General features: G+C 72.5%; 22 protein-coding genes. 9 read left to right on the top strand and 13 right to left on the bottom strand.

Going from position 1 to position 24,172, the window contains the following annotated elements; all coding sequences use genetic code 11:
- The first annotated feature begins 30 nt into the window (after positions 1-30).
- The gene (locus RM479_RS13960) at positions 31-714 is read left to right on the top strand and encodes an isochorismatase family protein (RefSeq protein ID WP_311512163.1); all 684 of its coding nucleotides are present in this window, start codon (positions 31-33) and stop codon (positions 712-714) included.
- Positions 711-2,600 (top strand): anthranilate synthase family protein, encoded by a 1,890-nt coding sequence (locus RM479_RS13965; protein WP_311512164.1) that lies wholly within the window; start codon positions 711-713, stop codon positions 2,598-2,600. Before RM479_RS13960 ends, RM479_RS13965 begins: the two co-directional genes overlap by 4 nt.
- A 27-nt stretch (positions 2,601-2,627) precedes the next feature.
- On the opposite strand, the gene RM479_RS13970 is transcribed toward RM479_RS13965, so the two are convergent.
- The 3 genes from RM479_RS13970 to RM479_RS13980 are packed head-to-tail and all read right to left on the bottom strand — an operon-like array spanning position 2,628 to position 6,077.
- Complete coding sequence (locus RM479_RS13970; RefSeq protein ID WP_311512165.1) at positions 2,628-3,944, bottom strand: NDP-hexose 2,3-dehydratase family protein; 1,317 nt, start codon at positions 3,942-3,944, stop codon at positions 2,628-2,630.
- Positions 3,945-3,999: 55 nt separating this feature from the next.
- Positions 4,000-4,953 (bottom strand): dTDP-glucose 4,6-dehydratase, encoded by a 954-nt coding sequence (gene rfbB / locus RM479_RS13975; protein ID WP_311512166.1) that lies wholly within the window; start codon positions 4,951-4,953, stop codon positions 4,000-4,002.
- Positions 4,950-6,077 carry a glucose-1-phosphate thymidylyltransferase gene (locus RM479_RS13980; protein WP_311512167.1) on the bottom strand — a complete coding sequence of 376 codons (1,128 nt, stop codon included), beginning with the start codon at positions 6,075-6,077 and terminating at the stop codon, positions 4,950-4,952. Before RM479_RS13980 ends, rfbB begins: the two co-directional genes overlap by 4 nt.
- 144 nt (positions 6,078-6,221) lie before the next feature.
- Between RM479_RS13980 and RM479_RS13985 the strand changes: the two genes are divergently transcribed.
- Positions 6,222-7,157 (top strand): oxygenase MpaB family protein, encoded by a 936-nt coding sequence (locus RM479_RS13985; RefSeq protein ID WP_311512168.1) that lies wholly within the window; start codon positions 6,222-6,224, stop codon positions 7,155-7,157.
- Here the strand turns inward: RM479_RS13985 and RM479_RS13990 are convergent.
- Positions 7,142-10,372 (bottom strand): BTAD domain-containing putative transcriptional regulator, encoded by a 3,231-nt coding sequence (locus RM479_RS13990; protein ID WP_311512169.1) that lies wholly within the window; start codon positions 10,370-10,372, stop codon positions 7,142-7,144. The genes RM479_RS13985 and RM479_RS13990 overlap by 16 nt on opposite strands.
- A gap of 141 nt (positions 10,373-10,513) precedes the next feature.
- Here RM479_RS13990 and RM479_RS13995 point away from each other — a divergent pair, with 141 nt between their 5' ends.
- Positions 10,514-12,085 (top strand): MFS transporter, encoded by a 1,572-nt coding sequence (locus RM479_RS13995; RefSeq protein WP_311512170.1) that lies wholly within the window; start codon positions 10,514-10,516, stop codon positions 12,083-12,085.
- 97 nt (positions 12,086-12,182) lie between these two features.
- The gene (locus RM479_RS14000) at positions 12,183-13,532 is read left to right on the top strand and encodes an FAD-dependent oxidoreductase (protein WP_311512171.1); all 1,350 of its coding nucleotides are present in this window, start codon (positions 12,183-12,185) and stop codon (positions 13,530-13,532) included.
- Positions 13,533-13,643: 111 nt separating this feature from the next.
- Here RM479_RS14000 and RM479_RS14005 read toward each other — a convergent pair whose 3' ends face one another.
- The 5 genes from RM479_RS14005 to RM479_RS14025 all read right to left on the bottom strand — a co-directional run bounded on the left by RM479_RS14005 (position 13,644) and on the right by RM479_RS14025 (position 18,260).
- Complete coding sequence (locus RM479_RS14005; RefSeq protein ID WP_311512172.1) at positions 13,644-14,603, bottom strand: NAD-dependent epimerase/dehydratase family protein; 960 nt, start codon at positions 14,601-14,603, stop codon at positions 13,644-13,646.
- Positions 14,579-15,202 carry a dTDP-4-dehydrorhamnose 3,5-epimerase family protein gene (locus RM479_RS14010; protein WP_311512173.1) on the bottom strand — a complete coding sequence of 208 codons (624 nt, stop codon included), beginning with the start codon at positions 15,200-15,202 and terminating at the stop codon, positions 14,579-14,581. The genes RM479_RS14005 and RM479_RS14010 overlap by 25 nt, the downstream gene beginning before the upstream one ends.
- Positions 15,199-15,942: a class I SAM-dependent methyltransferase gene (locus tag RM479_RS14015; protein WP_311512174.1), complete on the bottom strand. Its 744-nt coding sequence runs from the start codon at positions 15,940-15,942 to the stop codon at positions 15,199-15,201. Before RM479_RS14015 ends, RM479_RS14010 begins: the two co-directional genes overlap by 4 nt.
- 8 nt (positions 15,943-15,950) lie before the next feature.
- The gene (locus RM479_RS14020; RefSeq protein ID WP_311512175.1) at positions 15,951-17,072 is read right to left on the bottom strand and encodes a DegT/DnrJ/EryC1/StrS family aminotransferase; all 1,122 of its coding nucleotides are present in this window, start codon (positions 17,070-17,072) and stop codon (positions 15,951-15,953) included.
- An 81-nt stretch (positions 17,073-17,153) separates the two neighbouring features.
- Positions 17,154-18,260 carry a nucleotide disphospho-sugar-binding domain-containing protein gene (locus tag RM479_RS14025; protein WP_274811560.1) on the bottom strand — a complete coding sequence of 369 codons (1,107 nt, stop codon included), beginning with the start codon at positions 18,258-18,260 and terminating at the stop codon, positions 17,154-17,156.
- Positions 18,261-18,458: 198 nt separating this feature from the next.
- On the opposite strand from RM479_RS14025, the gene RM479_RS14030 reads away from it, so the two are divergent.
- The 3 genes from RM479_RS14030 (at position 18,459) to RM479_RS14040 (ending at position 20,509) form a co-directional block, all read left to right on the top strand.
- A complete protein-coding gene (locus tag RM479_RS14030; protein WP_311512176.1) occupies positions 18,459-19,256 on the top strand; it encodes a phytanoyl-CoA dioxygenase family protein in 798 nt (265 codons plus the stop codon).
- A gap of 6 nt (positions 19,257-19,262) precedes the next feature.
- Complete coding sequence (gene idi / locus RM479_RS14035) at positions 19,263-19,835, top strand: isopentenyl-diphosphate Delta-isomerase (RefSeq protein WP_311512177.1); 573 nt, start codon at positions 19,263-19,265, stop codon at positions 19,833-19,835.
- 248 nt (positions 19,836-20,083) lie between these two features.
- Complete coding sequence (locus tag RM479_RS14040) at positions 20,084-20,509, top strand: Hsp20/alpha crystallin family protein (protein WP_311512178.1); 426 nt, start codon at positions 20,084-20,086, stop codon at positions 20,507-20,509.
- A 57-nt stretch (positions 20,510-20,566) separates the two neighbouring features.
- Here the strand turns inward: RM479_RS14040 and RM479_RS14045 are convergent, their stop codons facing one another.
- The 4 genes from RM479_RS14045 to RM479_RS14060 form a co-directional block, all read right to left on the bottom strand.
- Positions 20,567-20,905, bottom strand: a complete 339-nt coding sequence (locus tag RM479_RS14045; RefSeq protein WP_311512179.1) for a DUF5713 family protein — start codon at positions 20,903-20,905, stop codon at positions 20,567-20,569.
- Between the two features lie 60 nt (positions 20,906-20,965).
- Positions 20,966-22,147 (bottom strand): MFS transporter, encoded by a 1,182-nt coding sequence (locus RM479_RS14050; protein ID WP_311512180.1) that lies wholly within the window; start codon positions 22,145-22,147, stop codon positions 20,966-20,968.
- A 102-nt stretch (positions 22,148-22,249) separates the two neighbouring features.
- A complete protein-coding gene (locus RM479_RS14055; RefSeq protein WP_311512181.1) occupies positions 22,250-22,618 on the bottom strand; it encodes a VOC family protein in 369 nt (122 codons plus the stop codon).
- A gap of 37 nt (positions 22,619-22,655) precedes the next feature.
- Positions 22,656-23,273 (bottom strand): stage II sporulation protein M, encoded by a 618-nt coding sequence (locus RM479_RS14060; RefSeq protein ID WP_311512182.1) that lies wholly within the window; start codon positions 23,271-23,273, stop codon positions 22,656-22,658.
- Positions 23,274-23,427: 154 nt separating this feature from the next.
- Here RM479_RS14060 and RM479_RS14065 point away from each other — a divergent pair, with 154 nt between their 5' ends.
- The gene (locus RM479_RS14065) at positions 23,428-24,168 is read left to right on the top strand and encodes a MerR family transcriptional regulator (RefSeq protein ID WP_311512183.1); all 741 of its coding nucleotides are present in this window, start codon (positions 23,428-23,430) and stop codon (positions 24,166-24,168) included.
- Positions 24,169-24,172 lie beyond the last annotated feature (4 nt).

A 24,172-nucleotide genomic window follows, 5' to 3' on the forward strand; every position in this document is an offset into this window, starting at 1 on the left:
CACCGGACGACCAGCAGGAGGAGGACGACCATGCCAGGCATCCCGCCCATCCGGAACTACCCCATGCCGACCGCCGACGAACTGCCCGACAACGTCGCGCGGTGGAACCTCGATCCCGACCGAGCGGTCCTGCTCGTCCATGACATGCAGCGGTTCTTCCTCCGGCCCTTCGCCACCACCGAGGAGCCGTACGGAACGCTGCTGAAGAACTGCGCCCTGTTGCGCGAGCACGCCGTGCGGGCGGGCGCGCGGGTCGCGTACACCGCCCAGCCGGGCCGGATGACCCCCGGCGAACGCGGCCTGCTCCGCGATTTCTGGGGGCCGGGCATGACCACTTCCGTCGAGGACCGCGAGGTGGTGGAACCGCTCACCCCGGGACCGGACGACTGGATGTTCACCAAGTGGCGTTACAGCGCCTTCCACCGGTCCGACCTGCTGGAGCGCATGCGCGCCGAGGGGCGCGACCAGTTGGTGCTCTGTGGCGTGTACGCGCACGTGGGCGTGCTGATGACGGGGGTGGACGCGTTCAGCCACGACATCCGCGTGTTCCTGGCGGCCGACGCGGTCGCCGACTTCGACGCCGAACACCACCGTCTCGCGCTGGAGTACGCCGCGACGCGGTGCGCCGTGGTGGCGCCCACCGAGAGACTGCTCGACCGCATGACCGTCCCCGGGGCCGACCGGAGCCCGGTCGAAGTGGAGGAGGAACGATGACCGCACACCCCCACGACACGGATTCCGGGGACCTGCTCGACCGGATCGTCGCCGGCGCGGTGCCCGCGTTCGCACTGGTGCACCGTCCCGAGTCCGGCCCGGGGGCGATCGAGGTGCTGACGGGGACGGTGTCCCTGCACGACTCCCTCGCCGACATCCCGCTGGAGGAGGGTGGCGACGCACCCGGTCCCCCCGGGTGGGACGTACTGGTGGCCGTACCGTACCGGCAGATCTCGGAGCGGGGGTTCGAGAGCGTCGACGACGACGCGCCGATCATCTCGCTGAAGGTCTCCGAGTGCCGCGAGGAGACCGTGGAGCGGGTGTTGGAGCGGGTCCCCGACACCGGGCTGACGGTGAACGGCGGCGACTTCGACATCGACGACGACACCTATTCCGACACCGTGCGGCGGGTCATCACCGAGGAGATCGGCCGCGGCGAGGGCTCCAACTTCGTGCTGCGCCGTTCGTTCACCGCGCGGATCGAGGGGTTCGGCCCCGGCAGCGCCCTGAGCCTGTTCCGTCGCCTCCTGGAGCAGGAGTCGGGGACCTACTGGACGTTCGTGCTGTTCACCCCCGAGTACACCCTGGTGGGCGCCACCCCCGAGCGGCACGTCAGCCTCGAAGGCGGGACGGCGGTGATGAACCCCATCAGCGGCACCTACCGGTACCCGGCGGGAGGCCCCACCCTGAACGGGATGGTGGACTTCCTGGCCGACCGCAAGGAGGCCGACGAGCTGTACATGGTGGTGGACGAGGAACTGAAGATGATGGCCCGGATCTGCGACTCCGGGCTGCGCGTGGTGGGTCCCCGGCTCAAGGAGATGGCCCGGCTGGCGCACACCGAGTACCTGATCCAGGGGGAATGCGACCGGGACCCGCGCGAGATCCTGCGCGAGACGATGTTCGCGCCCACCGTCACCGGCAGCCCACTGGAGAACGCCTGCCGGGTGATCGCGCGTTACGAGACCCTGGGGCGGGGCCACTACAGCGGGGCGCTGGCGCTCATCGGCCGCGACGCCCGCGGGGCCGCCGCCCTGGATTCGGCGATCCTCATCCGCACCGCGGAGATCGACCGGGAGGGTCATCTGCGCCTGTCGGTGGGGGCGACCCTGGTCCGCCACTCCGTCCCGGAGTCGGAGGTGGTGGAGACCCGGGCGAAGGCGGCCGGGCTGCTGAGCGCGCTGAACGCCGACCGTTCGAAGGCCCTGGCCGGCGACCCCACGGTGCTGGACGCGCTGGCCGCGCGCAACGAGCGCCTGTCGGGTTTCTGGCTGGGCCGGCCCTGCCCCACCCCCCAGGTGACCCTGGACGGGATGGACATCCTGGTCGTCGACGCCGAGGACACGTTCACCGCCATGCTCGCCCACCAGCTGCGCTCGTGCGGGGCGTCGGTGCGGGTGCGCGGGTTCGCCGAGGAGTTCGCCCCGGACGGGCACGACCTGGTGATCATGGGGCCGGGCCCGGGTGATCCGCGCGACCTGGACCACCCCAAGATCGCCCGGGTCCGGGCGGGTGTGCGGACCCTGCTGGCACGGCGGTCGCCGTTCCTCGCCGTGTGCCTGAGCCATCAGGCCCTCAGCCTGGAACTGGGTCTGCCGGTACTGCGCCGGGAGCACCCCAACCAGGGGGCGCAGCACCTGATCGACCTGTTCGGCCATCAGGAACTGGTGGGCTTCTACAACACCTTCTCGACCCACTGCGAGGAGGACAAGATCCACTGCGAGGGCCTGGGAGCGGTCGAGGTGAGCCGCGACCCCGGCACCGGGGAGGTGCACGCGCTGCGCGGACCGTGGTTCGCCTCGGTGCAGTTCCACACCGAGTCGGTGCTCACCCGCGACGGGGTGGGGGTCATCACCCGACTGATCACCGAGGTGGCGGGGCGCTGAGGCCCGCCGGGGCCGCCGCGGCCGTCTTCACGGGCGCAGCGCCCCGGTGGTGAGCGCGGCCAGCAGGGTGCGGGCCTGGACGTCCAGGTAGTGGCCGTGACGGGCCAGCGCCACGAGCTGGTCGGGGGTGGCCCACAGGTAGCCCGGGGGCTCGGACGCCCCGGCGGGGCGGGGGTCCTCGACCACCAGGCAACGGGTGCGGGCGTGCAGGAACCGACCGCCCTCCTCGGAGTGGACGGCACGGTAGCGCACCAGTTCGGGCGAGGCGGACAGCACCGTGTCCAGGAAGGGCGGCCGTAGCCCCGGGGGCGCGGTCGCCTCGTCGTGGGTGCACTGCACGGTCGGCCCCAGCTCGACCGTGTCCAGGAAGCCCGGCTCGACCCGGGCGTGGACGAGCAGGTGCGGGACCCCGGCCACCCGACGGGTGAGGAAGGCCGCCACGCCCGGTCCGTGCGGGGCCAGCAGGGGCTGGGACCAGGAGGCGACCTCGCGGGCCCGGGCCCGGACCGCCACGGCCACCACGTCGAAGTCGCGGTCCTGTTCGTGGTGCAGTCGGTCGGGGGTGCGCACCCAGCCGGGCAGGGAGCCCAGGGGGACCCGTTCGGCGCTCAGGGTCCTCGACGCGCGTTGCTCGGTGAACCACGACAGGAGTCCGGTGTCGGAGTGGGCGGAGGCGTCGGCGCCGAAGGACACCGGGGCGCAGGCCAGAACCGTGCGGGTGTCCATGTTGACGGTCTCGTCGACGTGCATCAACGCGCCGAGGGTGCCCAGCGTGACCCAGCGGAAGTCCTCGTGGGGCTCGACCTCGCGGTCGGTCTCCACGATCATGTTCCGGTTGCTCTTGTGGTGGAACCACCAGCCGTGCTCGGACTGGAGGACGTCGGTGAGCACACGGCCCCGGCCCGACCCGACGAAGTGCTCGATGTGGCGCACCGGGCGGCCCCGGTGCGCGCGGGTGTAGTTGCTGCGGGTGGCCTGGACGGTCGGGGAGAGCTGGACGATGCCCGGGTTGCCGGGCTCCATCTTGGCCTGCACCAGGAAGTGCAGGACCCCGTCGAACTCCTTCGCGAGCAGGCCCAGGACGCCCACCTCGGGCTGGTGGATGACGGGCTGGTGGCGGAGGGTGCCGGGATCGCCGTCCACGACGCTGCGCAGGCCGGTGATGGAGAAGAACCGTCCGCTGTCGTGGACGAGGTCGCCGGTGTCGGGGCGAAAGCCCCAGGAGTCCATCTCGGCGAAGGGCACCCGGGTGACGGAGAACCCGCCGGCGGCGGCGCGTTCGGCGGCCCAGGCGACGACGTCGGCCGGGCCGTCGGAGGTGGGGGCGCCGTCGGGGCCCCGCACCGACGGCACGTCGGCGGAGAGCGCCAGCCGCTCGGCGTCGTGTCGACCGGAGGGGTCAGGCCGCGAGGGGTTTCCACCAGCCGGGGTTGTCGCGGTACCAGGCGACCGTGTCGCGCAGGCCTCGGGCGAAGGGGACGCGGGGTTCATACCCCAACTCCTCACGGATCGTGGTGTCGTCGATGCAGTAGCGCAGATCGTGCCCGAGCCGGTCGGGGACCCGTTCGATGGCCGTCTCGTCGGCGCCGCACAGCTCCAGCAGGCGCCGGGTCATCTCCAGGTTGGTCAGACCGTCGCCGCCGCCGACGTTGTAGACCCCGCCCGCCCGGCCCCGGGTCAGCACCAGGTGGACGGCCCGGCAGTGGTCCTCCACGTGCAGCCACTCGCGGACGTTGCGGCCGTCGCCGTAGAGGGGGACGCGACCGCCCGACACCAGGGCGGTGACGAACCTGGGGATGAGCTTCTCGGGGTGCTGGCGCGGCCCGTAGTTGTTGGAGCACCGGGTGACGGAGACGTCGAGGCCGTGGGTGCGCCAGTAGGCGCGGGCGATGAGGTCCGACCCCGCCTTGGAGGCCGCGTACGGGGAGTTGGGGGCGAGCGGGTGGTCCTCGCGCGCCGCACCCCGTTCCAGGGAACCGTAGACCTCGTCGGTGGACACGTGCACGACCCGTTCGACACCGGCCGCCACCGCCGCCGCCAACAGGGTCTGGGTGCCGACGACGTTGGTGCGGACGAACACCGACCCGTCGGCGACGGAGCGGTCCACGTGGCTCTCGGCCGCGAAGTGCACCACGGCGTCGTGTCCGGGGAGCACGTCGGCCAGGGCCCGGGCGTCGCAGACGTCGGCCCGGACGAACTCCATGCGCGGGTGGGAGGTCGGCAGGTTGTCCCGGTTGCCCGCGTAGGTGAGCAGGTCCAGGGCGGTGACCCGGGGCGCGTCGGCGTCCGCCAGCAGGGACCGGACGTAGTGCGATCCGATGAATCCGGCGGCGCCGGTGACCAGGATCCTCATATCCGGACCTCCGCCCGGCCGTGGTCGCCGATCACGAGGCTGGGGCCGAGGGCGGAGGTGTCCGTGGGCCGGACCGAGGCGGATCTGCCGATGATGGAACTGTGCAGGCCGGGCACTCCGACCAGTTCGGCGTCGTCCAGGACGATGGAGTCGGCGATCCCGGACCGTCGGATGACGCAGTCCCTGCCCACGGAGGTGTGCGGTCCCACGTGGCCGTCCTCGATGACGGTGCGGGCGCCCACGATCACCGGACCGTCGATGCGCGAACGCACGATCCGCGCTCCGGGCTCCACCACCACGGGACCGTTCAGCACGCTGGACTCGTCCACCCACCCCCGGATCTCTCTCCGCGTCCCGTCCAGGGCCCAGCGGTTGCAGCGCAGGACGCCCGGGATGTCCCCCGCGTCCTGCCAGAACCCGGTGTGCTCCACGGCCCGGACCGGGCGTCCGGCCGAGACCAGCCACTGGATGGCGTCGGTGATCTCCAGTTCCCCGCGCGGGCTCGGCCGGATGGCGGCCACGGCCTCGTGGATGGCGGAGGTGAAGAAGTAGGCGCCCATGACGGCCAGGTCACCGGGCGGGTCCTGGGGTTTCTCCTCCATTCGGAGCACGGTGCCGTCATCGCCGACCACCGCCACCCCGAACTCGCGGGGGTCGGGGACCCGGTGCACGGCCAGCTGCACGTCGGGGCGGTCGGCGGCGAAGGCGCGCGCCATCCCCGCGACCCCGTCGGAGAGGATGTTGTCGCCCAGATACATGAGGAAGTCGTCGTCGCCGAGGAAGTCCCGGGCGAGCAGGACGCAGTGGGCCAGTCCCAACGGCGCGTCCTGACGCAGGTAGGTCAGACGCAACCCCAACCGGGACCCGTCGCCGACCGCCCGCTCGATCTCCTCCGCGTGGTCACCGACCACGACACCGACATCGACCGCGCCGGCCCGACGGACGTCGTCAAGGACGTGTTCCACGACGGGGCGGTTGGCGATGGGCATCAGTTGTTTGGGCATGGAGTGGGTGAAAGGACGGAGTCGGGTTCCCATCCCTCCGGACAGAACCAGAGCCTTCATCGTCGTTATCCCTTCGGAGCCGATCCACGCTGATCCCGCGACCAAGGACACCGGAAGCATCGTGCGTTCGCGGGTGCCGGGCAACGGCGATCGCGGAAATCTGTCAGGTCAGACGACTTGACACAGTGCCGACGGTCGGTGCCGGGACGGCGTCGGGGTCGCGCATGATCGGTGTGCACGGACCGCCGAGAAGAAGGGCCGACCATGCTCGGGGCACGCAGGAGGGCACGCCGCTACGCGCGTCTGCGCGAGATCGAGGCCATGGACGTCGAGCGGGACCACAGCGGGATCTGGCTGCTCGACATGGCCTACGAGTTCCCCTGGGACATGCAGGTCGGCGGAAGCGTGGGCTTCTACCACAGCCTGGCCCCGCCCCGGATGGCCCGGCTGCTGGCGCGTACCGGCGAACTCACCGACAACACGCAGCGCCGGTTGGACGACACCAACATCCTCATGTGGGAGATGTTCCGGAACGGGTTCGCCGGGCACCGGGGCCGGGAGGCGGTCCGCCAGATGAACCGCATCCACCGCAACGCGGTGCGGCACGTCAACGGGCTCGACGGTGAGGGCCGGTGGTCGATCACGAACGAGGAGTACATGTTCGTGCTGGCCGCCGTCATGGTCAACATGGTCCGGGCGGTGGACCGGCACGGGTGGCGGCCCTTCGGGGACGCCGAGCGCCGGGCGGCCTACCTGCACTTCCGTTCGATGGGCGAGCACATGGGGATCAAGGACCTCCCCGACACCTACGAGGGGTTCGAGCGCTTCCACGACGAGTACGTGCGCGCCGAGTTCGCCTACTCCCCCGAGGGCGCGGCGCTGTGGCGGGCCACCCGGGGGTTGTTCGTGGAGGTGCTGGTGGGCTGGTTGCCGCCGCGTCTGCACGGGGTGGCGGGCCGCGCCGTGGGTCCGATCCTGCCCGCGCTGCTGGGCCCCGACCTGTGCCGGGCCTTCGGGCTGCGGCCGGCGTCACCGCTGCTGACCCGGGCCGTGCGGTCGGCCCTGCGCGCCCGTTCGGTCTACGTGCGCTGGTCGCCGCCGCGCCGGGAGTCGGCGATGCCCGACCGGATGCCGACCGAGCGCTTCCCCGAGGGCGACTACGAGTTCCCCCAGGTGGGGCCGGATCACAGCACGGGCTGACCGGCGGGGGCCGGACGGAGCGCGTACCAGCGTCGGGCGCGCTCCACCGTCTCCTCCAGCGGCTCCCGGGCACCGCGCTCCCATCCACGGGCGAACGCCTCCTCCCCCAGCGCGGTCACCGACGCCACCCGCACCCGCTCGATGTCCCAGCGCTCGGCGGGCGGCAGAGGCGTGTGCACCGAGGCGCGCGCGGCCGAGGCCGCGCCCAGCAGGCGGGCGGCCCGCAGCGGCAGCCCGGCCAGGGCCCAGGCGCCGGCCAGGCCCTCCAGGGCCAAGGCGATCTTGCGGGGGCTGCCGGTGGTGAACGCCGCGGTGAGACCCTCGTCGTGCAGGCGCAGCGCGGTGTCGGCGTCGCCGCGCTGCTCGGCGACGAACCCGAGTTCGGCCAGCACGGTGGCCCCCGCCGCCGGGGCGTTGATCCCCCGGACCCGGTCCAGCCAACCCGACAGGTACCGTTCGGCCCGGTCGAGCCTGCCCTCGCGGCGGGCGCCCAGACCCAGGCCGAACTCGGCGAAGCGCTCGCCGAACCGGTCGCCCTGCTCCACCGCCAGGCGGCGGGCGCGTTCGTGGAAGTCCTCGGCCTGGCGGTGCTCGCCGCGCAGCAGGGCGTTGCGGCCCAGCTCGGAGAGCCGGTAGGACACCTCCGACCACAGTCCGAGGTCCTCCGCCAGACGCAGACCCTCCCGGTGCAGCCGGGCCGCCTCCGGGTAGTCGCCGTCGATCTCGGCGCGGCTGCCCAGGGCCGGCATGGCCTGCAACCGGCCCCAGCGGTCCCCGATCTCACCGAAGAGCTCCAGGGAGAGCCTGCCGTCGGCCTCGAACCCGGCCATCCGGCCCCGGGCCTTGAGCAGCCACGCGCGGGTGCACAGGGCTGCCGCGGTCCCCCAGCGGTCGTCCTCGCGGCGGAACACGGCGAGGGAGCGCTCGACGAGGTCGCCGCTCACCTGGAGCTCGCCGAAGTCCAGCAGGGCGGTGCCCAGGAACCACTCCACCCTGGCCCACTCGCGTTCGGGGACCTGGTCCGCGCGGTCCGCCAGGGCGGCCCGGACCAGCGCCACCGGATCCTCGGGTTCGTTGACCATCAGGGCCATGCCCACCCGCCATGCCCCGGCGACGGCGCGCAGGGCGGGGGTGCCGCCCGGCAGGTCCAGTGCCCGGGACAGGGAGCGGTGCGCCTCGCCGGGGCGGCCCCGCAGGTAGCGGTACCAGACCAGGTCCAAGGCCAGTCTCAGGGAGGTGTCGGCGTCACCGGCGCGGGCCGCGGTGTCCTCGGCCGCGCGCAGGTCGGCGTTCTCCTCGTCCAGGCGGCGCAGCCAGAGGTGCTGCCGGCGATCGCGCAGGAGGGGATCGGCCGTGGCGGCCAGCGACGCCAGGTGGCGCAGGTGGCGCAGGCGCACCGTGTCGGCCTCGCCCGCCGCCTCCAGGTGTTCCCGGGCGTAGGCGGCGATGGTCTCCAGCAGTCGGTAACGGATCCCGTCGGGGCCCTCGACCGCGATGGCCAGGGAGCGCTCCACCAGCCGCGCGAGGATCTCCACGACCTCGTCGGGGTCGATGCCGTCACCGCCCACCACCGCCTCGGCGCCCTCGGGGGTGCATCCCTCGGCGTGTACGGACAGGCGGCGCAGCACGGTCCGCTCGGGCTCGCCGAGCAGCTCCCAGCTCCAGTCGATGACGGCGCGCAGGGTGCGCTGACGCCCCGGGGCGCCCCGACTGCCCACCGCCAGCAACCGGAACCGGTCGTCCAGGCCGTCGGCGAGGCGGCGCACGCCCAGGGCGCGCACCCGGTTGGCGGCCAGTTCCAGGGCCAGCGGCAGGCCGTCGAGGCGACGGCAGATCGACGCCACGGTCGAGGCGGTGTCCTCCCCCAGGGTGAACCCGGGGGCGCCCGCCGAGGCGCGGGAGGCGAACAGGCGCACCGCGGGATAGGACCGAGCGTCGGCGGGGTCGGCCGGTCCGGGGAAGCCGAGCGGGCGGACCTCGTACAGGTGCTCGCCGTCGATCCCCAGGGGTTCACGGCTGGTCACCAGCAGGCGCAGGTGCGGTGCGGCGCGCAGCAGCTCCCGGGCCAGGGCGGCCACGGACTCGACGACGTGCTCGCAGTTGTCCAGGATCAGGAGGGTGCGGGTGGCGCTCAACGCCTGGACGAGATCGCGGGCGCCGGTGACGGCCACGACCGCTTCGGCGACCCGGGCGGCGGCACCCGGGTCCTCCCCCTGTTCCGGGGGGACCGTGCCCAGCTCCACGAACCACAGCCCGTCGGGGTGGCGGTCGTCCAGGCCCGCGGCCACCTCCAGGGAGAGCCGGGTCTTGCCGACACCGCCCGCGCCGGTGAGGGTGATCAGGCGGGCGCGCTCCATGAGGGCGCGGATCCGCTCGACGTCCGCCTCGCGGCCGATGGTGTCGTCCACCGGGGCCGGGAGGTTGGTGCGCGGGCGCAGGACCGCCCGGAGCGGACCGGGGTCCGCCGGGTCCAGGGTGGTGTCCTGACGCAGGATCCGGGCGTGCAGCTCGGCGGTCTCGGGGCCCGGCGAGGCCCCGAGCTCCTCTTTGAGGCGGTGGCGCAGTCGGTCGAAGACGCCCAGCGCCTCGGCCTGGCGGCCGGAGCGGTACAGCGCCCTCATGTAGGCGGCGCACAGGCGCTCGCGGAGCGGGTGCAGGTCGACCAGCTCGCCGAGTTCCTCCACCCACAGGTGGTGTTCGCCCAGGTCCAAGCGGGCCAGGGCGAGTTCCTCGAACGCCGACAGGCGTTCCTCGTCCAGGCGGAGCGCGGCGCGGGCGATCCGGGGGGTGTCGGTGAGGCCCGCGAGGGCGTCCCCGCGCCACAGGGCCAGCCCGTCGTTGAGGGCGACCGCCGCCGCGCGCCGGTCGTCGGTGCCGCGCGCCCGCTCGACCAGGGCGCGGAACCGGGTGGAGTCCACCTCGTCGGGTTCCACCCGCAGCCGGTAGCCGCCGGGGGTGCGCAGCACCCGGTCGCGGGCTCCGGGTTCGGCCTTGTCCAGGACGCCCCGGAGCTGGGACAGCTTGGCGCGCAGGACGCGCGTGGGGTGGGCGGGCAGGTGCTCGCCCCACAGGTCGTCGATGAGGGTGTCGGCGGTGACCGGCCGTCCCTCGTCCAGGAGCAGTGCGGCCAGGAGCACGCGCACCTTGGCTTCGGGGACGCGGACCGGTTCGCCGTCGCCCCACACCTCCAGCGGGCCGAGAATCCCGAAGCGCATGGGATCACCGTAGTGCAAGGGGAGGGTCCGGAGCGTGGTCGGATCACGATCGGAGCCTTTTCGGAACGCCGGGGGGCGATGGTGGTGGTCGAGTCATGCCCGAGTCACGGCACAACGACCCTGGAAGGACGGACACCACCCATGTCCCCGGACGAAACGACCTCCGCCCCCGCCGCGAAGGCGGGGCTGCGCGAATGGCTCGGACTGGCCGTCCTGGCACTGCCGACCATTCTGCTCGCCCTGGACTTCACGGTCCTGCACCTGGCGTTGCCGCACCTGGCCGCGGACCTGGCGCCCACCAGCGCGCAGCAACTGTGGATCCTGGACATCTACGGCTTCATGATCGCCGGTTTCCTCATCACGATGGGCACGCTGGGGGACCGCATCGGCCGACGCCGGCTGCTGATGATCGGCGCCGTGGCCTTCGGCGGGGCCTCCCTGCTGGCGGCCTACTCCACCAGCGCCGAGATGCTCATCGCCTCCCGCGCCCTGCTGGGTGTGGCGGGCGCCACGCTGATGCCCTCCACCCTGTCGCTGATCACCAACATGTTCCACGACCCCAAGCAGCGGGGTGTGGCGGTCGCGGTGTGGCTGAGCTGCTTCTCCGCGGGCGGGGCCATCGGTCCGATGGTCGGCGGCGTCATGCTCCAGTGGTTCTGGTGGGGTTCGGTGTTCCTGATGGGCGTGCCGGTGATGGTGGTGCTGCTGGTCGCCGCGCCGTTGCTCCTGCCCGAGTTCCGCGACCCCACCCCCGGGCGGCTGGACCTGTTCAGCGTCGCCCTGTCCCTGGCGGCCATCCTTCCGGTCGTCTACGCGATCAAGGAGGCCGCGGCCGAGGGATGGAACCCGGTCGTGATCGCCATGCTCGTCGCCGGCGTGGTCTTCGGTTGGCTGTTCGTGCGACGCCAGCGCAGGCTGGAGAGCCCGCTGATGGACCTGGCCCTGTTCCGGCTGCCGCCGTTCACGGTGGGGCTGGGCGGGCTGCTGCTGGGCACGGTGGTGCTGGGCGCGTTCGTCCTGCTGTTCGCCCAGTACCTCCAGCTGGTCCTGGAGCTGTCGCCGGCCGCCGCCGGCCTGTGGATGGTCCCCTACGCGGTGGCCAACATCGCCGGCGCGATGCTCGCCCCGCTGGTCGCCGCGCGGCTCCGGGCGGCCAACACGATCGCCCTGGGTCTGCTGGTGGCCGCGGTGGGCCTGATCGTGTTCACCCTGAGCGGGACGGAATCGGGCCCGCTCCCGGCGGTGCTGGGCAGCATGCTCGTCACCTTCGGGCTGAGCCCGCTGATGGTGCTGGTCATCGACCTGGTCATCGCCTCCGCGCCCAAGGAGAAGAGCGGTTCGGCCTCGTCCATGTCCGAGACGTGCAGCGAGATCGGCATGGCCATGGGCATCGCCACCCTGGGTGCGCTGGGGACCGCCGTCTACCGCTTCCTGATGGTCGACGCGGTGCCCACCGGGGTCCCCTCCGATGAGGCCGCCGCGGTCCGCGACAGCCTGCCCGGCGCCATGGCGGCGACCGAGGACATGGAGCCGTCCCTGGCGGCGCAGGTGTCGGAGGCCGCGGAGCAGGCGTTCATGAGCGGCCTGTCCGTGGTGGGCTACACCGGGGTGGCCATCGTGCTCGGCGTCGCCGTCATCACCTTCCTGTTCCTGCGCGACGTTCCCGAGGCTGCCGAGGAGGAGCAGCGGGAGGAGCAGCCGCAGGAGAGCTGACGACAATATCCTGCTATTCATCGGGACGCCGATGAAAAATAAAATGGGAAGGGCGGGGAAATCTCCGCCCTTCCCATTCTTTTCGGAGGCCTGACGCATGCCGGAGCACACGAGGATCGCCGTTATCGGCGGAGGAATGGCGGGCTGCGCCGCCGCCAGAGAACTGACCGCGGCGGGGAAGGAGGTCGTGCTCTTCGAGTCGGCCGACGGCCTGGGAGGGCGGGCCCGCTCCTGGCGTCGGCCCGAGATCGAGCCCGAGGTCGGGATCAACCTGATGTGCGCCAGCATGTACTCCACCATGTGGGGCATGATCCGCGAGTACGGCCTGGAGGGGGAGCTGGAGAAGATCTCCAGCAACCTGCTGGTCTCCGACGGCACCGTCGTGGCCCCGCTGCCCTCCGACTCCATTCCGGCGCTCCTGCGCTACCGGCACGTGCGGCTGCGCGACCGACTGGCGTTCCTGTACTCCTCGATGCGGGAGATGATGGTGAACGGGCGCACGGGCCGGATCGACCTGTTCGACCCCGAGCGTCTGGCCGACTTCGACGACGGCACCACGGCCACGGAGTACGGCCGGAGCCTGATGTCGCACCGGGGCTTCGACTACATGCTGCGATCGCAGATCGAGGGGTTCTGGAACTTCGACTGCGACGGGGTCTCCGTCTCGCACGCCCGGGCGATGCTCGCGACGATGGGCGGGGCCGAGTTCTTCGTGTTCCGGGAGGGCATGCAGGTCCTGGCCGAGCGCAACGCCGCGGACGCCCGGGTGCTGCTGCGCCACGAGGTCTCGGAGGTGCGCCTGGAGCACGGCCGGGTGGTCGTCTCCGCCCAGGGGGAGGGGGGAGAGGCCGGCGGGGAGTTCGACGCCGTGGTGGTGGCGGTGCCCGCGCCGATCGCGGCCAAGGTCGTCGCGTCGCTGCCCCGCGAGGCGGTGGGCGACCGGATGCGCGACTACCTGGAGGGTCAGGAGTACGAGCCGGCGCTGTCGATGTCCTACCTGGTGGACGCGGACGCCCTGCCGCCGGAGACGCACATCATGGCCGGCGGCGCGGAGGACCCGCCGATCCGGAACATGATCACCTACCCGCGCCGGGTGCGCGGCGCCGACGGCACCGTCCGCGACCGGCTGCTGGTGTTCGCCTACCCGGGACGGGCCGTCACCCGTCGTCTCCTGGGGCGCGGCCCCGAGGAGCAGTACGCCACCGTCACCCCGCTGCTGAGCAGGCTGTGGCCGGGTTTCCCCCGCGACCCCGAACCCTTCCAGGTGGCCGAGCGGCCCTACGGGTTCCCCATCCCCTCACCGGGGCGCTACCGGGCCTCGGTGGCCGCCACCCGGGACCAACGGCCGCCCGTGGTGTTCGCGGGCGACCACTTCAGCTCCCCCACCACCGAGGCCGCGATGCGCTCGGGCATCCGGGCCGCCCGCGGCATCCTGGGCACCTCGTAGGTTTCCGGTCGGGCGCCCCGGTCGGCGGTCGTGCGCGATCGACGGCCGCCCGGCCGGGGCACCGGGACGCGGACGGGCCCGGTGATCGTCGTCCGCCGACGATCACCGGGCTCAGGCGTACCACATGTCGTGCAGGGAGTCGCTGACCGGGACCACGGGACGCCAGCCCAGCAGGCGTCCGGCGGCGGCGATGTCGGCGAGCATCCAGCCACCGCCCATCCCCGCGACGGGTTCGAGCACCTCCTGCACCCGGTCCGGGTCGACACCGGACGTCCGGCGCAACCAGGCGACCATCTCGCCGATGCCCACCGCCCGGCCGCCGCCGACGTTGAGGATCCGCCCCGAGACACCGGGCCGGTCTCCGGCGAGCACCACGGCGCGGGCCACATCGCGCACGTCGACGAAGTCACGGCGATCCCCCGTCACCCGCAGGGAGACCCGTTCTCCCGCGACGGCCCGTCGGAACCGCTCCAGCAGGACGCCGGGGAAGGACGCCGGGGAGGGGTGCGGCCCGCAGACGTTGGCCACGCGCAGCACCACGGCGTCGACGCGTCCCTCCCGGGCGGCTCGGACGACCGTGTCCGACCCCGCGCGCTTGGTGCGGGCGTAGGCGTTGGCCGGGCGGGGCGGGGTGTCCTCGTGCACGGCCGTCCCGTCGGGGACCGGACCGTACTCGTGGAGGGTGCCCAGGTGCACCAGCCGGGGCGGGCGCTCCACGGCCTCGACGGCGTCGACCAGGGTGGCGACCGCCCCGACGTTGCCCTTCTCCAGCTCGCTCTCGGGCCGGTGCCAGCCGTCGCGGGAGTTGGCGGCGTCGGTGGCGTTGACCACCACCCGGGCATCGTGCGCCTCCAGCAGCCGCGCCATCTCCTCCGGGCCGGCCTCGGCCAGGTCGAGGCGGTGGAAGGGATGCCCTCCCAGGTGCGGGGCCGGCTCCCGCGCCACGGCCACGGCCGGGCGGCCGGTACGGGCGTGGGCGGCCAGTACGTGACGGCCGATCCACCCGGTGGCGCCGAGCACCACCACCGTCCCGGTCCCGTCCCCGGTCATACCGGCGTCCCCTGCCGCCACAACGCCTCCTCCAGTTCGACACAGGTGCGGTGGTCCGGTAGCCCGCCCTCCTCCATGACCTGTGCGAGGCCGGGGGCGGCCCGGTCCCGTTCGGACAGGATCGGGGTCACGTCCTCGGGCAGGGGCAGCCCCAGGTCCGGGTCCAGCGGGTGCAGGGCCCGCTCGTTGCGGGGGTCGTACTCCACCGACAGGGAGTAGGTGACGATGGTGTCGTCCTCCAGCGAGACGAACAGGTGGCCGACCCCCACGGGCAGGTAGAGCGCCACCGGGGCCGCCGGCTCCAGCACGACGCTCTCGTGCCGGCGGAAGGTGGGCGAGCCGACGCGCAGGTCGACGGCGATGTCCAGCGCCCGACCGCGCGGGCAGTGCACGTACTTGGCCATCCCGGGCGGGGCCTGGGTGTAGTGCACACCCCGCACGACGCCCCGGCGGGAGACGCTGTAACTGGTCTGCACCACGGGGAAGAGCCCGTGGCCCGAGACACGGCGCAGCTCCGCGCCCTGGAGGGGTGTGGCGAACAGGCCGCGTTCGTCGTCGAAGACCTCGTAGGGCAGCAGGTAGGCCCCCTCGATGCCGAGGGGGCGGGCCCGGAGGGTCACGCCGGGCCTCCCGCCACACCGACGAACAGCCCGGGGCCGGGGCCGGGGATGTACTCCACCGAGCACCCGGCGGCGGCGAACGCCTTCTCGTAGACCTCGCGCCGGTGGACGGCCAGCACGTGAACGTCGATGAAGTGCTCGACGCCCTCCTCGGGGGAGGCGACGGTGTAGTGCACGTCCATGTGGTGGGCGCCGTCCCGGTACAGGCTGTGGGACACGCGCGCGATGGTGCGGCCCTCGACGGTGACGAGCGCGCTGGACACGTGGCGTTCGGTGGCCCTCTCGGGGAAGTACCAGGGTTCCAGCACGATCACCCCGCCGGGCTCCGTGTGGGCGGCGAGGCGGGCCAGGGTCGCCTCGACCTCGGCGGCCTCGGACAGGTGGGCGATGGAGCTGAACATGCAGATGACCGCGTCGAAGCGGCGGCCCAGGTCGAAGGAGCGCATGTCGCCCTGGTGGACGGGCGTGCCGGGCAGGTTGGCGGCGGCGAGTCGCACCATGTCCTCGGCCAGGTCCACGCCCTCGACCCGTTCGAAGGATCCGGAGAGGTGGCCCAGGTGGGTGCCGGGACCGCAGGCGACGTCCAGCAGGGAGGAGGCGTCCGGGCGGCGCTCGCGCACCAGGGCCGTGATCTCGGCCGCCTCGGCCTCGTAGTCCTTGCCCCGGCCGCGGTAGACGGCCTCGTAGATCTCGGCGCGACGGTAGATCGCGGTGAGGGGGTCCTCATGGGTCTCGGTCATTGTTCTCCTTAGAGTTCGTCCAGGACCTTGCGCAGCACGGTGATGACCCGCTCCTGGTGCTCCCGGGGCAGGTGGGGGTACATGGGCAGGGAGAAGATCTCCCCCGCGAGGGCCTCGGTCACCGGCAGCGACCCCCGCTCGATCCCCAGGTGGGCGAAGCCGGACATGGTGTGGACCGGCCAGGGGTAGCTGATGTTGAGGTGGATGTCGTGTTCCCGCAGGCGCTCGATGATCGTGTCGCGCTCGGGGTGACGGACCACGTAGACGTAATGAACGTGTTCGTTGCCCTCGGTGGTGACGGGCAGCCGCAGGCCGTCGGGGGAGACGAGGTCGCCCAGGCCCTCGGCGTAGCGGCGGGCCACGTCGCGGCGGCCCTCGACGTAGGCGTCCAGGCGGGTCAGCTTGCGCCGCAGGATCTCGGCCTGGACCTCGTCCAGACGGCTGTTGTGCCCGGGTGTGCGAACGACGTAGTAGACCTCCTCCATGCCGTAGTAGCGCAGGCGGCGCAGCGCCCGTTCGACCTCGGGGTCGTCGGTCACCACGGCCCCGGCGTCCCCGTAGGCCCCGAGGACCTTGGTGGGGTAGAAGGAGAACGCGGCGGCGTCGCCCATGGTCCCGGCCGGTCGGCCGTGGTGACGGGCCCCGTGCGCCTGGGCGCAGTCCTCCAGGACCACCAGGCCGTGGCGGTCGGCGACGGACCGGACCGCGGCCATGTCCACGCACTGGCCGTAGAGGTGGACCGGCAGCAGGGCCTTGGTGCGTTCGGTGACCGCGGCCTCCAGCAGTCCGGTGTCCATGAGGTGGTCGCTCTCGTGGACGTCCACGAACACCGGGGTCGCGCCGACGGCGTCGATGGCGATCACGGTGGGGGCGGCCGTGTTGGACACGGTGACGACCTCGTCACCGGGCCCCACGCCCAGGGCCTGGAGGCCGAGGGCGACCGCGTTGGTGCCGTTGTCGACGCCGACGCAGTGGGCGAGGCCGTGGCGGGCGGCGAACTCCCGCTCGAAGCCGAGCACGCTCTCGCCGAGGATGAGTCTTCCCGAGGCGAAGACGGTGCGCACCGCGTCCAGGACGTCGTCGCGCTCCTTCTCGTACTCGGGCAGGTAGTCCCATACGCGGATGGTCATGTCGTCCTCACTCCTGTTTCCTCCTTCGCCGGGCACGGTGGCGCTCCCCCTTCCGGCCTCGGCCGGAGGGGGGAGCCGAGGTCACCGGGCGAGTTTCTCCAGCAGGCCGACGACCTCCGCCGGCGAGGGCAGCGCGGCCATCTGCTCCGACAGCGCACGGGCACGGTCGCCGTAGGCGGGGTCGGCGAGGATCCGGCCGCAGGCCGCGGCGATGTCCTCGGTCCGCTGGGCGCCCGGTTCGAGCAGCAGCCCCGCGCCGTAGTCGGCCAGGCGGCGCATGGCGTCGGCCGAGACGTCCTGCTCGACGATGAGCTGGGGGACCCCGGCGCGCAGGGAGGCCATGTCGGTCACACCACCGCCGTGGTGCAGGATCACGTCGCAGGTGGGGGCGACGACGTCGAGGGGGGCCCAGCCCACGTGGGCTTCGGGCAGGTCACCGCGCACCTCGGCGGCGACGTGCTCGGCGACCCCGATCACCACCTCGACGCCGAGGTCGGCGACGCCGCGGGCCATGTGGACCAGGGCCCGGGGGTCGGGCACCCGCGCCCCCGCGGTGATGTAGACGCGGGGGCGGTCGCCCTTGGTGTACATCCACGGTTCCAGGGGACGCTGGGGGTTCACCGGGAGCCAGCGCATCGGCTGCCGCCCGGCCTCCTGGCCGGGGGTGCGCAGGTCCGGCGGGCAGATGTCGATCCACAGGTCGGGGTCGGGGACGGCGTCAAGGCCGCGCCGTTCCAGTTCGGGTGCCAGGACGTCCCGGGCGCCGGGGGCGTAGATGGCGGAGTCCGTGCGGTCCCACTCCAGACGCACGGACGGCACGCCCAGCGTGTGGGCCAGCAGCGGGGCGGAGTAGAACATGGATCCGCCGACCACCAGGTCGGGCCGCCACTGCGCGGCCAGGTCGAGCAGGGCCGGCTGGCTCCGCAGGGCGATGTCGGCGTAGATGCGGCCGACGGCCACGGCCTGCTCGGCCGGGTCGGCGGGCGCGTTGCCCATGAACTCGGCGACGTCGGCCCCGGTGACGGGGGCGATCGTGAGGGGGGTCAGGCCGATGGCGGCGATGTCGGGGACGACCCATTCGATGCCGCCGACCACGACCTCGTGCCCGGCGCCGCGCGCGGCGTAGGCGAGGGCCGCGTGCGAGAAGATCGGCGAGGGACTGTTCCCGGGAATGAAGAGAATGCGCATGGGAATTCACTTTTCTGCGGCAGATGAGAACGCAGCCAAGGGTGGCCCCGGCCGAAGGGGCCGACAAGGGGCCCGAATCCGGTTTGTCATGTCGTCCCGCCCCCCGGAAATCACGACATGACATAGTGATCGCCGCGTTTCCGTGGCCGCGGGCACCGGGCGTTAGAACGGGGTTGACGCCTGGAAGGGAGAACGGCCGTGATCGACGACACCGAACTGACGACTCCGGAGAACCTGCCGGAGGAGGCGATCCGCAAGTACCAGGAAGAGGGGTACCTCCACATTCCCCGGGTCCTGACGGACGAGGAGGTCGCCGAGTGCTACGCGGACGCGAAGAAGCTCATCGAGGAGGAGAAGGGGGGTGTGTGGGACGACTCGGTGGACGAGATGGTCAAGGACAAGGGTGCGACCGTCATGCAGTGGCTGGAGGAGGCCGAGACCCGCAGTGAGGCCCTGCGCCGCCTGGCCCTGCACCCCCGGGTCACCACCATCGCCGAGATGATCACCGGCCGACCGCTGCGGATGTTCCGCTCCGAGATCCTGCGCAAGCCCAGCGACAACTCGGCGGCCACCCCGCCGCACATCGACGAGCCCTACTGGCCGTGGCAGGGCGGGGTCACGATGACCGCGTGGGTGGCCCTGGTGGACGTGCCCGTGGAGCGGGGGTGCATGTCGTTCGTGCCCGGTTCGAACAAGATCCCGCCGCCCGGCCCGGGTGACTGGGACATCTTCTCCAAGTACCCGGAGCTGTCGTGGCGGCCCCGGGTGACGGTGCCGCTGCGGGCCGGCGGCTGCACCTTCCACAACGAGCGGGTCGTGCACATGGCCGGGGCGAACCTGAGCGGCTCCGACCGGTTGTCGCTGGGCACGGTGTACATCGACGCCGAGACCCGGTTCGACCCCGACGCGGGCTTCTCCGAGGAGGACCTGGGGTTCGGCCCCGGCGACCTCATCGTCGGGGACAAGTACCCGCTCGTGGGCACGTTCTCCGGCTGAGCGGCCGTGTCCCAGAGCGCCGGGCGGGAGACCCGGCAGTCCACGGTCCTGGTCGAACTGGTCGATGACGGCGGGGCGACGATCGGCACGCGGGAGAAACTCGCGGCGCACCGGCCGCCGGGCGAACCGCACCGGGCCTTCTCGGTGTTCCTGTTCTCCTCCGACGGACGGATGCTGTTGCAGCGCCGCGCGGAGGGCAAGTACCACTCCCCCGGCGTGTGGTCGAACACCTGCTGCGGCCACCCCCTGCCGGGAGAGCCGCCGTTCCTGGCGGCGACCCGGCGCACCGTCGAGGAGCTGGGGGTCGCGCCCTGGTCGCTGCGGCCGGCGGGCACCGTCCGCTACGACCTGGAGGATCCGCACTCGGGGCTGATGGAACGGGAGTTCAACCACCTGTTCGTGGGTCGGGTCGCCGACACCCCGCGGCCCGATCCCGAGGAGGTCGCCGAGACGACCCTGGTGACCCCCGACGGGCTGCGCGGGCTCCAGAAGGAGACGGAGTTCTCCGTCTGGTTCGAGACGGTCCTGAACGCCGCCGCGCCGGAGATACGGAGGCTGGTGCCCGAACACCTTTGGTGAGGGCACCGCCCATCGGACCCCGGGCCCCGTGACGTTGCGCCAAACGTCACGGGGCCCGGCACCTTTCGCGGGGAGGCCGGCCCTCCGCAAGCCCGGATCGGGCCGGCCACGGGGTGGGCGGGGTCCCTCCGGAGAGCCCGCTCCTCCACTGGCCCGAGACTTGACAAGCTTGAAGCGATCAATAAAGTTGAGCGCAACCGCATCAAGTCATCGACGATTATGTCGAAGATACATGGAGGTGACGAGCGATGCTGATGCGCACCGATCCGTTCCGGGAGTTCGACCGGATCACCCAGCGGCTGCTGGAGAACGGCAGGCCGACCGTCGTGCCGATGGACGCCTACCGTGAGGGCGACGACTTCGTGGCCCACTTCGACCTTCCCGGGGTCTCCCCGGAGAGCATCGACCTCGAAGTCGAGCGCAACGTGCTCACCGTCAAGGCGGAGCGTCCCGCACCGCGCCGCGACGGCCTGGAGCCGATCGTGAACGAACGGCCGAGCGGCACGTTCACCCGACAGGTCTTCCTCGGGGACACCCTGGACACCGAGCGCATCACCGCGCACCACGCGGACGGCGTGCTCACCCTGCGCATCCCGGTGTCCGAGCAGTCCAAGGCCCGCAAGATCGCGGTCGGCCACGACGCCGGTCGCGAGCAGACCTCGATCGAGGTCTGACGGGGGCGCCCGTACCCTCTGCCGTGGGGGCCGCGCGAGCGGCCCCCCTTTCGCGTGTCACCAGTCGCGCTCGGCGAGCGCCTCCTCCGGATCGGCGTCGGCGAATCCACAGGCGGCCATCACGTGCTCGAAGGAGAGGGCGATGTCGTCGCGGGCCGCGGTCTCGATCTCACTGTCGGCCGCCCAGAACTCCTCCTGGAGGGCGTTGAACTCCTCGGCCGCCGCGTTGGTGAGGACGTAGAGGGCGGGCAGGTCGGCCGGGCGTTCGGTCTCGATGCGCTCGCGCAGAGCCACCAGGATCGCCCTGCCCTTGTCCACGAGGTGGTCGGGGAAGTAGGCGTCCCGGTACATGCCCGCCAGGTAGGCGTGTGCGCCGGCGGCGTCGGTGATGGGCACGGGGGTCCTCCTCGGTGACGGGTCCGCGCACATCCTGCCGGCCGGGTCCGACGAATCCGGTCAACCGGCGGTGACGGCCGCCGCGAGCAGGACGGCGGCGGAGAACAACAGGGCGCCGGGGGCGCCCACCGCGCCGGCCACCCCGGCGGCGGCTGCGGGGATGGCGACCTGGCCCAGCCGGTTGCCCCAGATCCGCAGGGCCAGGGCCGCGCCCCGGGCACCCTCGGGGGCCAGGGTGGTCACCTGGGCCATCGTGAGGGGCTGGCCGACGCCTAGCAGGAAGCCGCCGACGCCCAGGACCACGGCCAGCACCGCGAAACCGCCCAGGGGCAGGGCTACCAGGGTCAGCGACAGGCCCGCGACGGCGGTGCTGGTGACGATGAGGCCCGTGCGGGACCAGCGGCGCAGCATCCACGGCAGGGTCAGCCGCGAGAGCAGGGAGGAGCCGGCGCGCAGGCTCAGCAGCACGCCGACGAGCATCGGGGAGATCCCCCGGCTCTCGGCGATGAGGGGGAGGTAGGCGGTGAGGATGTCCACCGCGGACAGCAGCGCCAGACTGCTGAGCAGCGCGGAGGGCATCCGACGGCGGCGCAGCAGGTCCCGGGCCGGGACCGGCGGGGCGGCCCTCTGTTCGGCCGTGCGGCGGACCGGGCGCAGCCGCAGCAGCGGGATCAGGGGGAGCGCGGCCGAGGCGGCGACGAGGCCCGCGACGATCAGCGCGGTGGAGGTGGCCGGGAGCAGGGCCGCGCCGGAGGCGTCGGCGAGGATCGCGCCGGAGATCAGGGGGCCGGCGAGCTGGCCGAGGGAGGCGGCGGCGGCGAACCAGCCGAAGTCGCGGTCGAGGTTCCCCGGGCGCGAGTACCGCGCGATGATGCCCTGCCCGGCGACCATGCACAGCAGGTGGCCGACACCGACGACGGTGCCGGCCAGGGCCAGTCCGACGAGGCCGTCCGCGCCCGCCAGGAGCAGACCGCCCGCGGCCAGGATCGCCGAGCCCAGGCCGACGATCCAGGCGATGCGCGCCGAACGGTCGGTGAAGCGGCCCAGGGGGACGGCGATCGCGAGTGGCAGGAGCGCGTAGGCCGCGGTGATGAGACCGACCTCGACGGCGTCGCCGCCCACGGCGATGGTCCGGTAGGAGATGAGGGGACGGATGAGGTTGAGTGCGGTGTGGGTGAGCACCACACTGGCGAGGAGGGCCCAGAGCAGGCGCGTGCGCTCCGGAGGCTCCGTCTCCGCCATGGTCCCTCCCCCTCCCACCGTGCCCCCGCCGCGACGCCCCGGGTGGGATCCCGTCGCGGCAGGGGCATCGTATCGAGGACACGAGGGGCGAAACCGGGCGGGTCAGGAGCGGCTCGCGTCGATGACGCAGAAGCGGTTGCCCTCGGTGTCGGCGAGGACGACGAAGTCGGGGTCCTCGGGGTAGAGGTCCCAGTCGACGCGCTCGGCGCCCAGGGCGACCAGGCGTTCCACCTCGGCGGACCGGTCCGCGGCGTCGCGGGCGTAGAGGTCCAGGTGGACCCGGGGGTGTTCCTGGAGGGGGACGTCGCTGAGGCCGAGCGCGACCTGCACGCCGGGCCCTCGGGCGGGCACCAGGACGACCCAGCGGTCGGTGCCGGGCTCACGGGGGACGTAACCGAGGGCCGCGGCCCAGAAGGTCGTCGCGCGGGCCACGTCGGAGACGCCCAGTACGACCGATCCGATGTTCAGCATGTCCCGCATTCTGCCCGAGGCGGGGAAGGGACCGGTATCAGCCCGCGACCAGCGGGGGCACGAGGTAGACGAGTTCGAAGGCCTCGTAGGCCGCGCCGATGACGAACAGCGCCAGCGCGGGCAGGCTCAGCCACCCGACCTGCTTCAGCCCGCGGACGTACGCCTGGCGGCGGCTGTCGGTGCCGACCGTCGCGGGGCGCAGCCAGGCCCGGCCCAGGACGTAGGCGGCGAGCATGACGAGGATGTAGGCCTGGAACTCGATGAGGATCGTCAGCGAGTGCGGGATCAGGAGCTTCGCCATGGTCGCGTCGACCGGGGCCAGGGTCACCCCGAAGATGAACGCCTTGTACGAGAAGAGGACGATCCCGGCGAAGGGCACGACCATCGAGGGGAGCAGGATGATGGGCAGGGCGACCGTCAGGACGTTCACCGCGAGGATGGTCAGGGCGAACAACCAGACGTTCCCGAGCAGCTCCACCACCAGGTCCGCCGTACCGTCCTCTTCCAGGGACCCGGTCTGCGCGGCGTGCAGGTCGGGGAAGGCGAACGCCGCCGCGACACCGATGAAGAACAGGCCGAACACGATCGCGTTCATGGCGAGGTAGGCGCGGAGGTTCGCGCGGATGATCCGGAAGGGCTCTCGAAGGCGACGCATGTGTCTTCTTCCATGGTGGGGTCCGAACGGTCGCCACCACTTCAGACCATGCCCTCGGGGCATGGTCAAGCCCGGCGCGGGTTCGACCGGGGGAACGCTTGACCCGGTGCCGGGGTCAGGGTGTGGACTGGGAGCGGAAGCGGAGGAGGGTCACATGGCGTGGAGTACCCGGCAGGTCGCCGAACTCGCCGGAACGACGTTGAAGGCCGTGCGGCATTACCACGAGATCGGGTTGCTGGACGTACCGGAACGGACGGCGAACGGCTACAAGCGGTACGGGGTCCCACACCTGATCCGGCTGGTACAGATCAGGCGCCTGAGCGAGCTGGGGGTCCCGCTGTCGGAGATCGCGGCGATGGAGCACGGGGACCGGGAACCGGACGAGGCGATCCGCGTGCTCGACGCGGAACTGGAGGCGAAGATCGACCGGCTGACCCGGGTACGGGAGGAGCTCGCCGACCTCCTGCGCCACCGCGCCCCGGCGCACACCCCGCCCGGATTCGCCTCGGTCTACGGTGACCTGTCCGAGCGGCAGCGGTCGCTGTTGGCGGTCTACTCGACCGTGCTCAGTGAGAAGTCCGCCGAGGAGTTCCGCGAGCTCATCAGCGAGCCGGACGCGACGGAGCAGGAGTTCGAGGCGCTTCCCCCGGACGCGGACGACGCCGTGATCGCCGACCTCGCCGAACGCCTGGTGCCGGGAACCCTCCGTGCGCGCGAGAGGAGTCCCTGGTCGAGGGATCCGACCTCGGACTCCCCGCAGGGGTCTCGGCAGGCGGCGCGGGCGATGGCCGACGCGGCGGCGGAACTGTACAACCCGGCGCAACTGCGCGTGCTGAAGCGTCTGATCGAGCTCACGGCCGAGACGGCAGAGGGGACGGGCGACGAGGCGCGTTGAGCCG

It is taken from the genome of Nocardiopsis lambiniae (assembly GCF_031845465.1).
Classification (GTDB): domain Bacteria; phylum Actinomycetota; class Actinomycetes; order Streptosporangiales; family Streptosporangiaceae; genus Nocardiopsis; species Nocardiopsis lambiniae.

Excerpts from the sequence above, each read along its gene's own strand:
- RM479_RS13980 (WP_311512167.1), bottom strand. The coding sequence starts at position 6,077 with ATGCTTCCGGTGTCCTTGGTCGCGGGATCAGCGTGGATCGGCTCCGAA.
- RM479_RS14025 (WP_274811560.1), bottom strand. The coding sequence starts at position 18,260 with ATGCGCATTCTCTTCATTCCCGGGAACAGTCCCTCGCCGATCTTCTCG.
- RM479_RS14040 (WP_311512178.1), top strand. The coding sequence starts at position 20,084 with ATGCTGATGCGCACCGATCCGTTCCGGGAGTTCGACCGGATCACCCAG.
- RM479_RS14055 (WP_311512181.1), bottom strand. The coding sequence starts at position 22,618 with ATGCTGAACATCGGATCGGTCGTACTGGGCGTCTCCGACGTGGCCCGC.
- RM479_RS14015 (WP_311512174.1), bottom strand. The coding sequence starts at position 15,942 with ATGACCGAGACCCATGAGGACCCCCTCACCGCGATCTACCGTCGCGCC.
- RM479_RS13990 (WP_311512169.1), bottom strand. The coding sequence starts at position 10,372 with ATGCGCTTCGGGATTCTCGGCCCGCTGGAGGTGTGGGGCGACGGCGAA.
- rfbB (WP_311512166.1), bottom strand. The coding sequence starts at position 4,953 with ATGAGGATCCTGGTCACCGGCGCCGCCGGATTCATCGGATCGCACTAC.
- RM479_RS14050 (WP_311512180.1), bottom strand. The coding sequence starts at position 22,147 with ATGGCGGAGACGGAGCCTCCGGAGCGCACGCGCCTGCTCTGGGCCCTC.
- RM479_RS14020 (WP_311512175.1), bottom strand. The coding sequence starts at position 17,072 with ATGACCATCCGCGTATGGGACTACCTGCCCGAGTACGAGAAGGAGCGC.
- RM479_RS13965 (WP_311512164.1), top strand. The coding sequence starts at position 711 with ATGACCGCACACCCCCACGACACGGATTCCGGGGACCTGCTCGACCGG.
- RM479_RS13960 (WP_311512163.1), top strand. The coding sequence starts at position 31 with ATGCCAGGCATCCCGCCCATCCGGAACTACCCCATGCCGACCGCCGAC.
- RM479_RS14065 (WP_311512183.1), top strand. The coding sequence starts at position 23,428 with ATGGCGTGGAGTACCCGGCAGGTCGCCGAACTCGCCGGAACGACGTTG.
- RM479_RS14060 (WP_311512182.1), bottom strand. The coding sequence starts at position 23,273 with ATGCGTCGCCTTCGAGAGCCCTTCCGGATCATCCGCGCGAACCTCCGC.
- RM479_RS14000 (WP_311512171.1), top strand. The coding sequence starts at position 12,183 with ATGCCGGAGCACACGAGGATCGCCGTTATCGGCGGAGGAATGGCGGGC.
- RM479_RS13995 (WP_311512170.1), top strand. The coding sequence starts at position 10,514 with ATGTCCCCGGACGAAACGACCTCCGCCCCCGCCGCGAAGGCGGGGCTG.
- RM479_RS13985 (WP_311512168.1), top strand. The coding sequence starts at position 6,222 with ATGCTCGGGGCACGCAGGAGGGCACGCCGCTACGCGCGTCTGCGCGAG.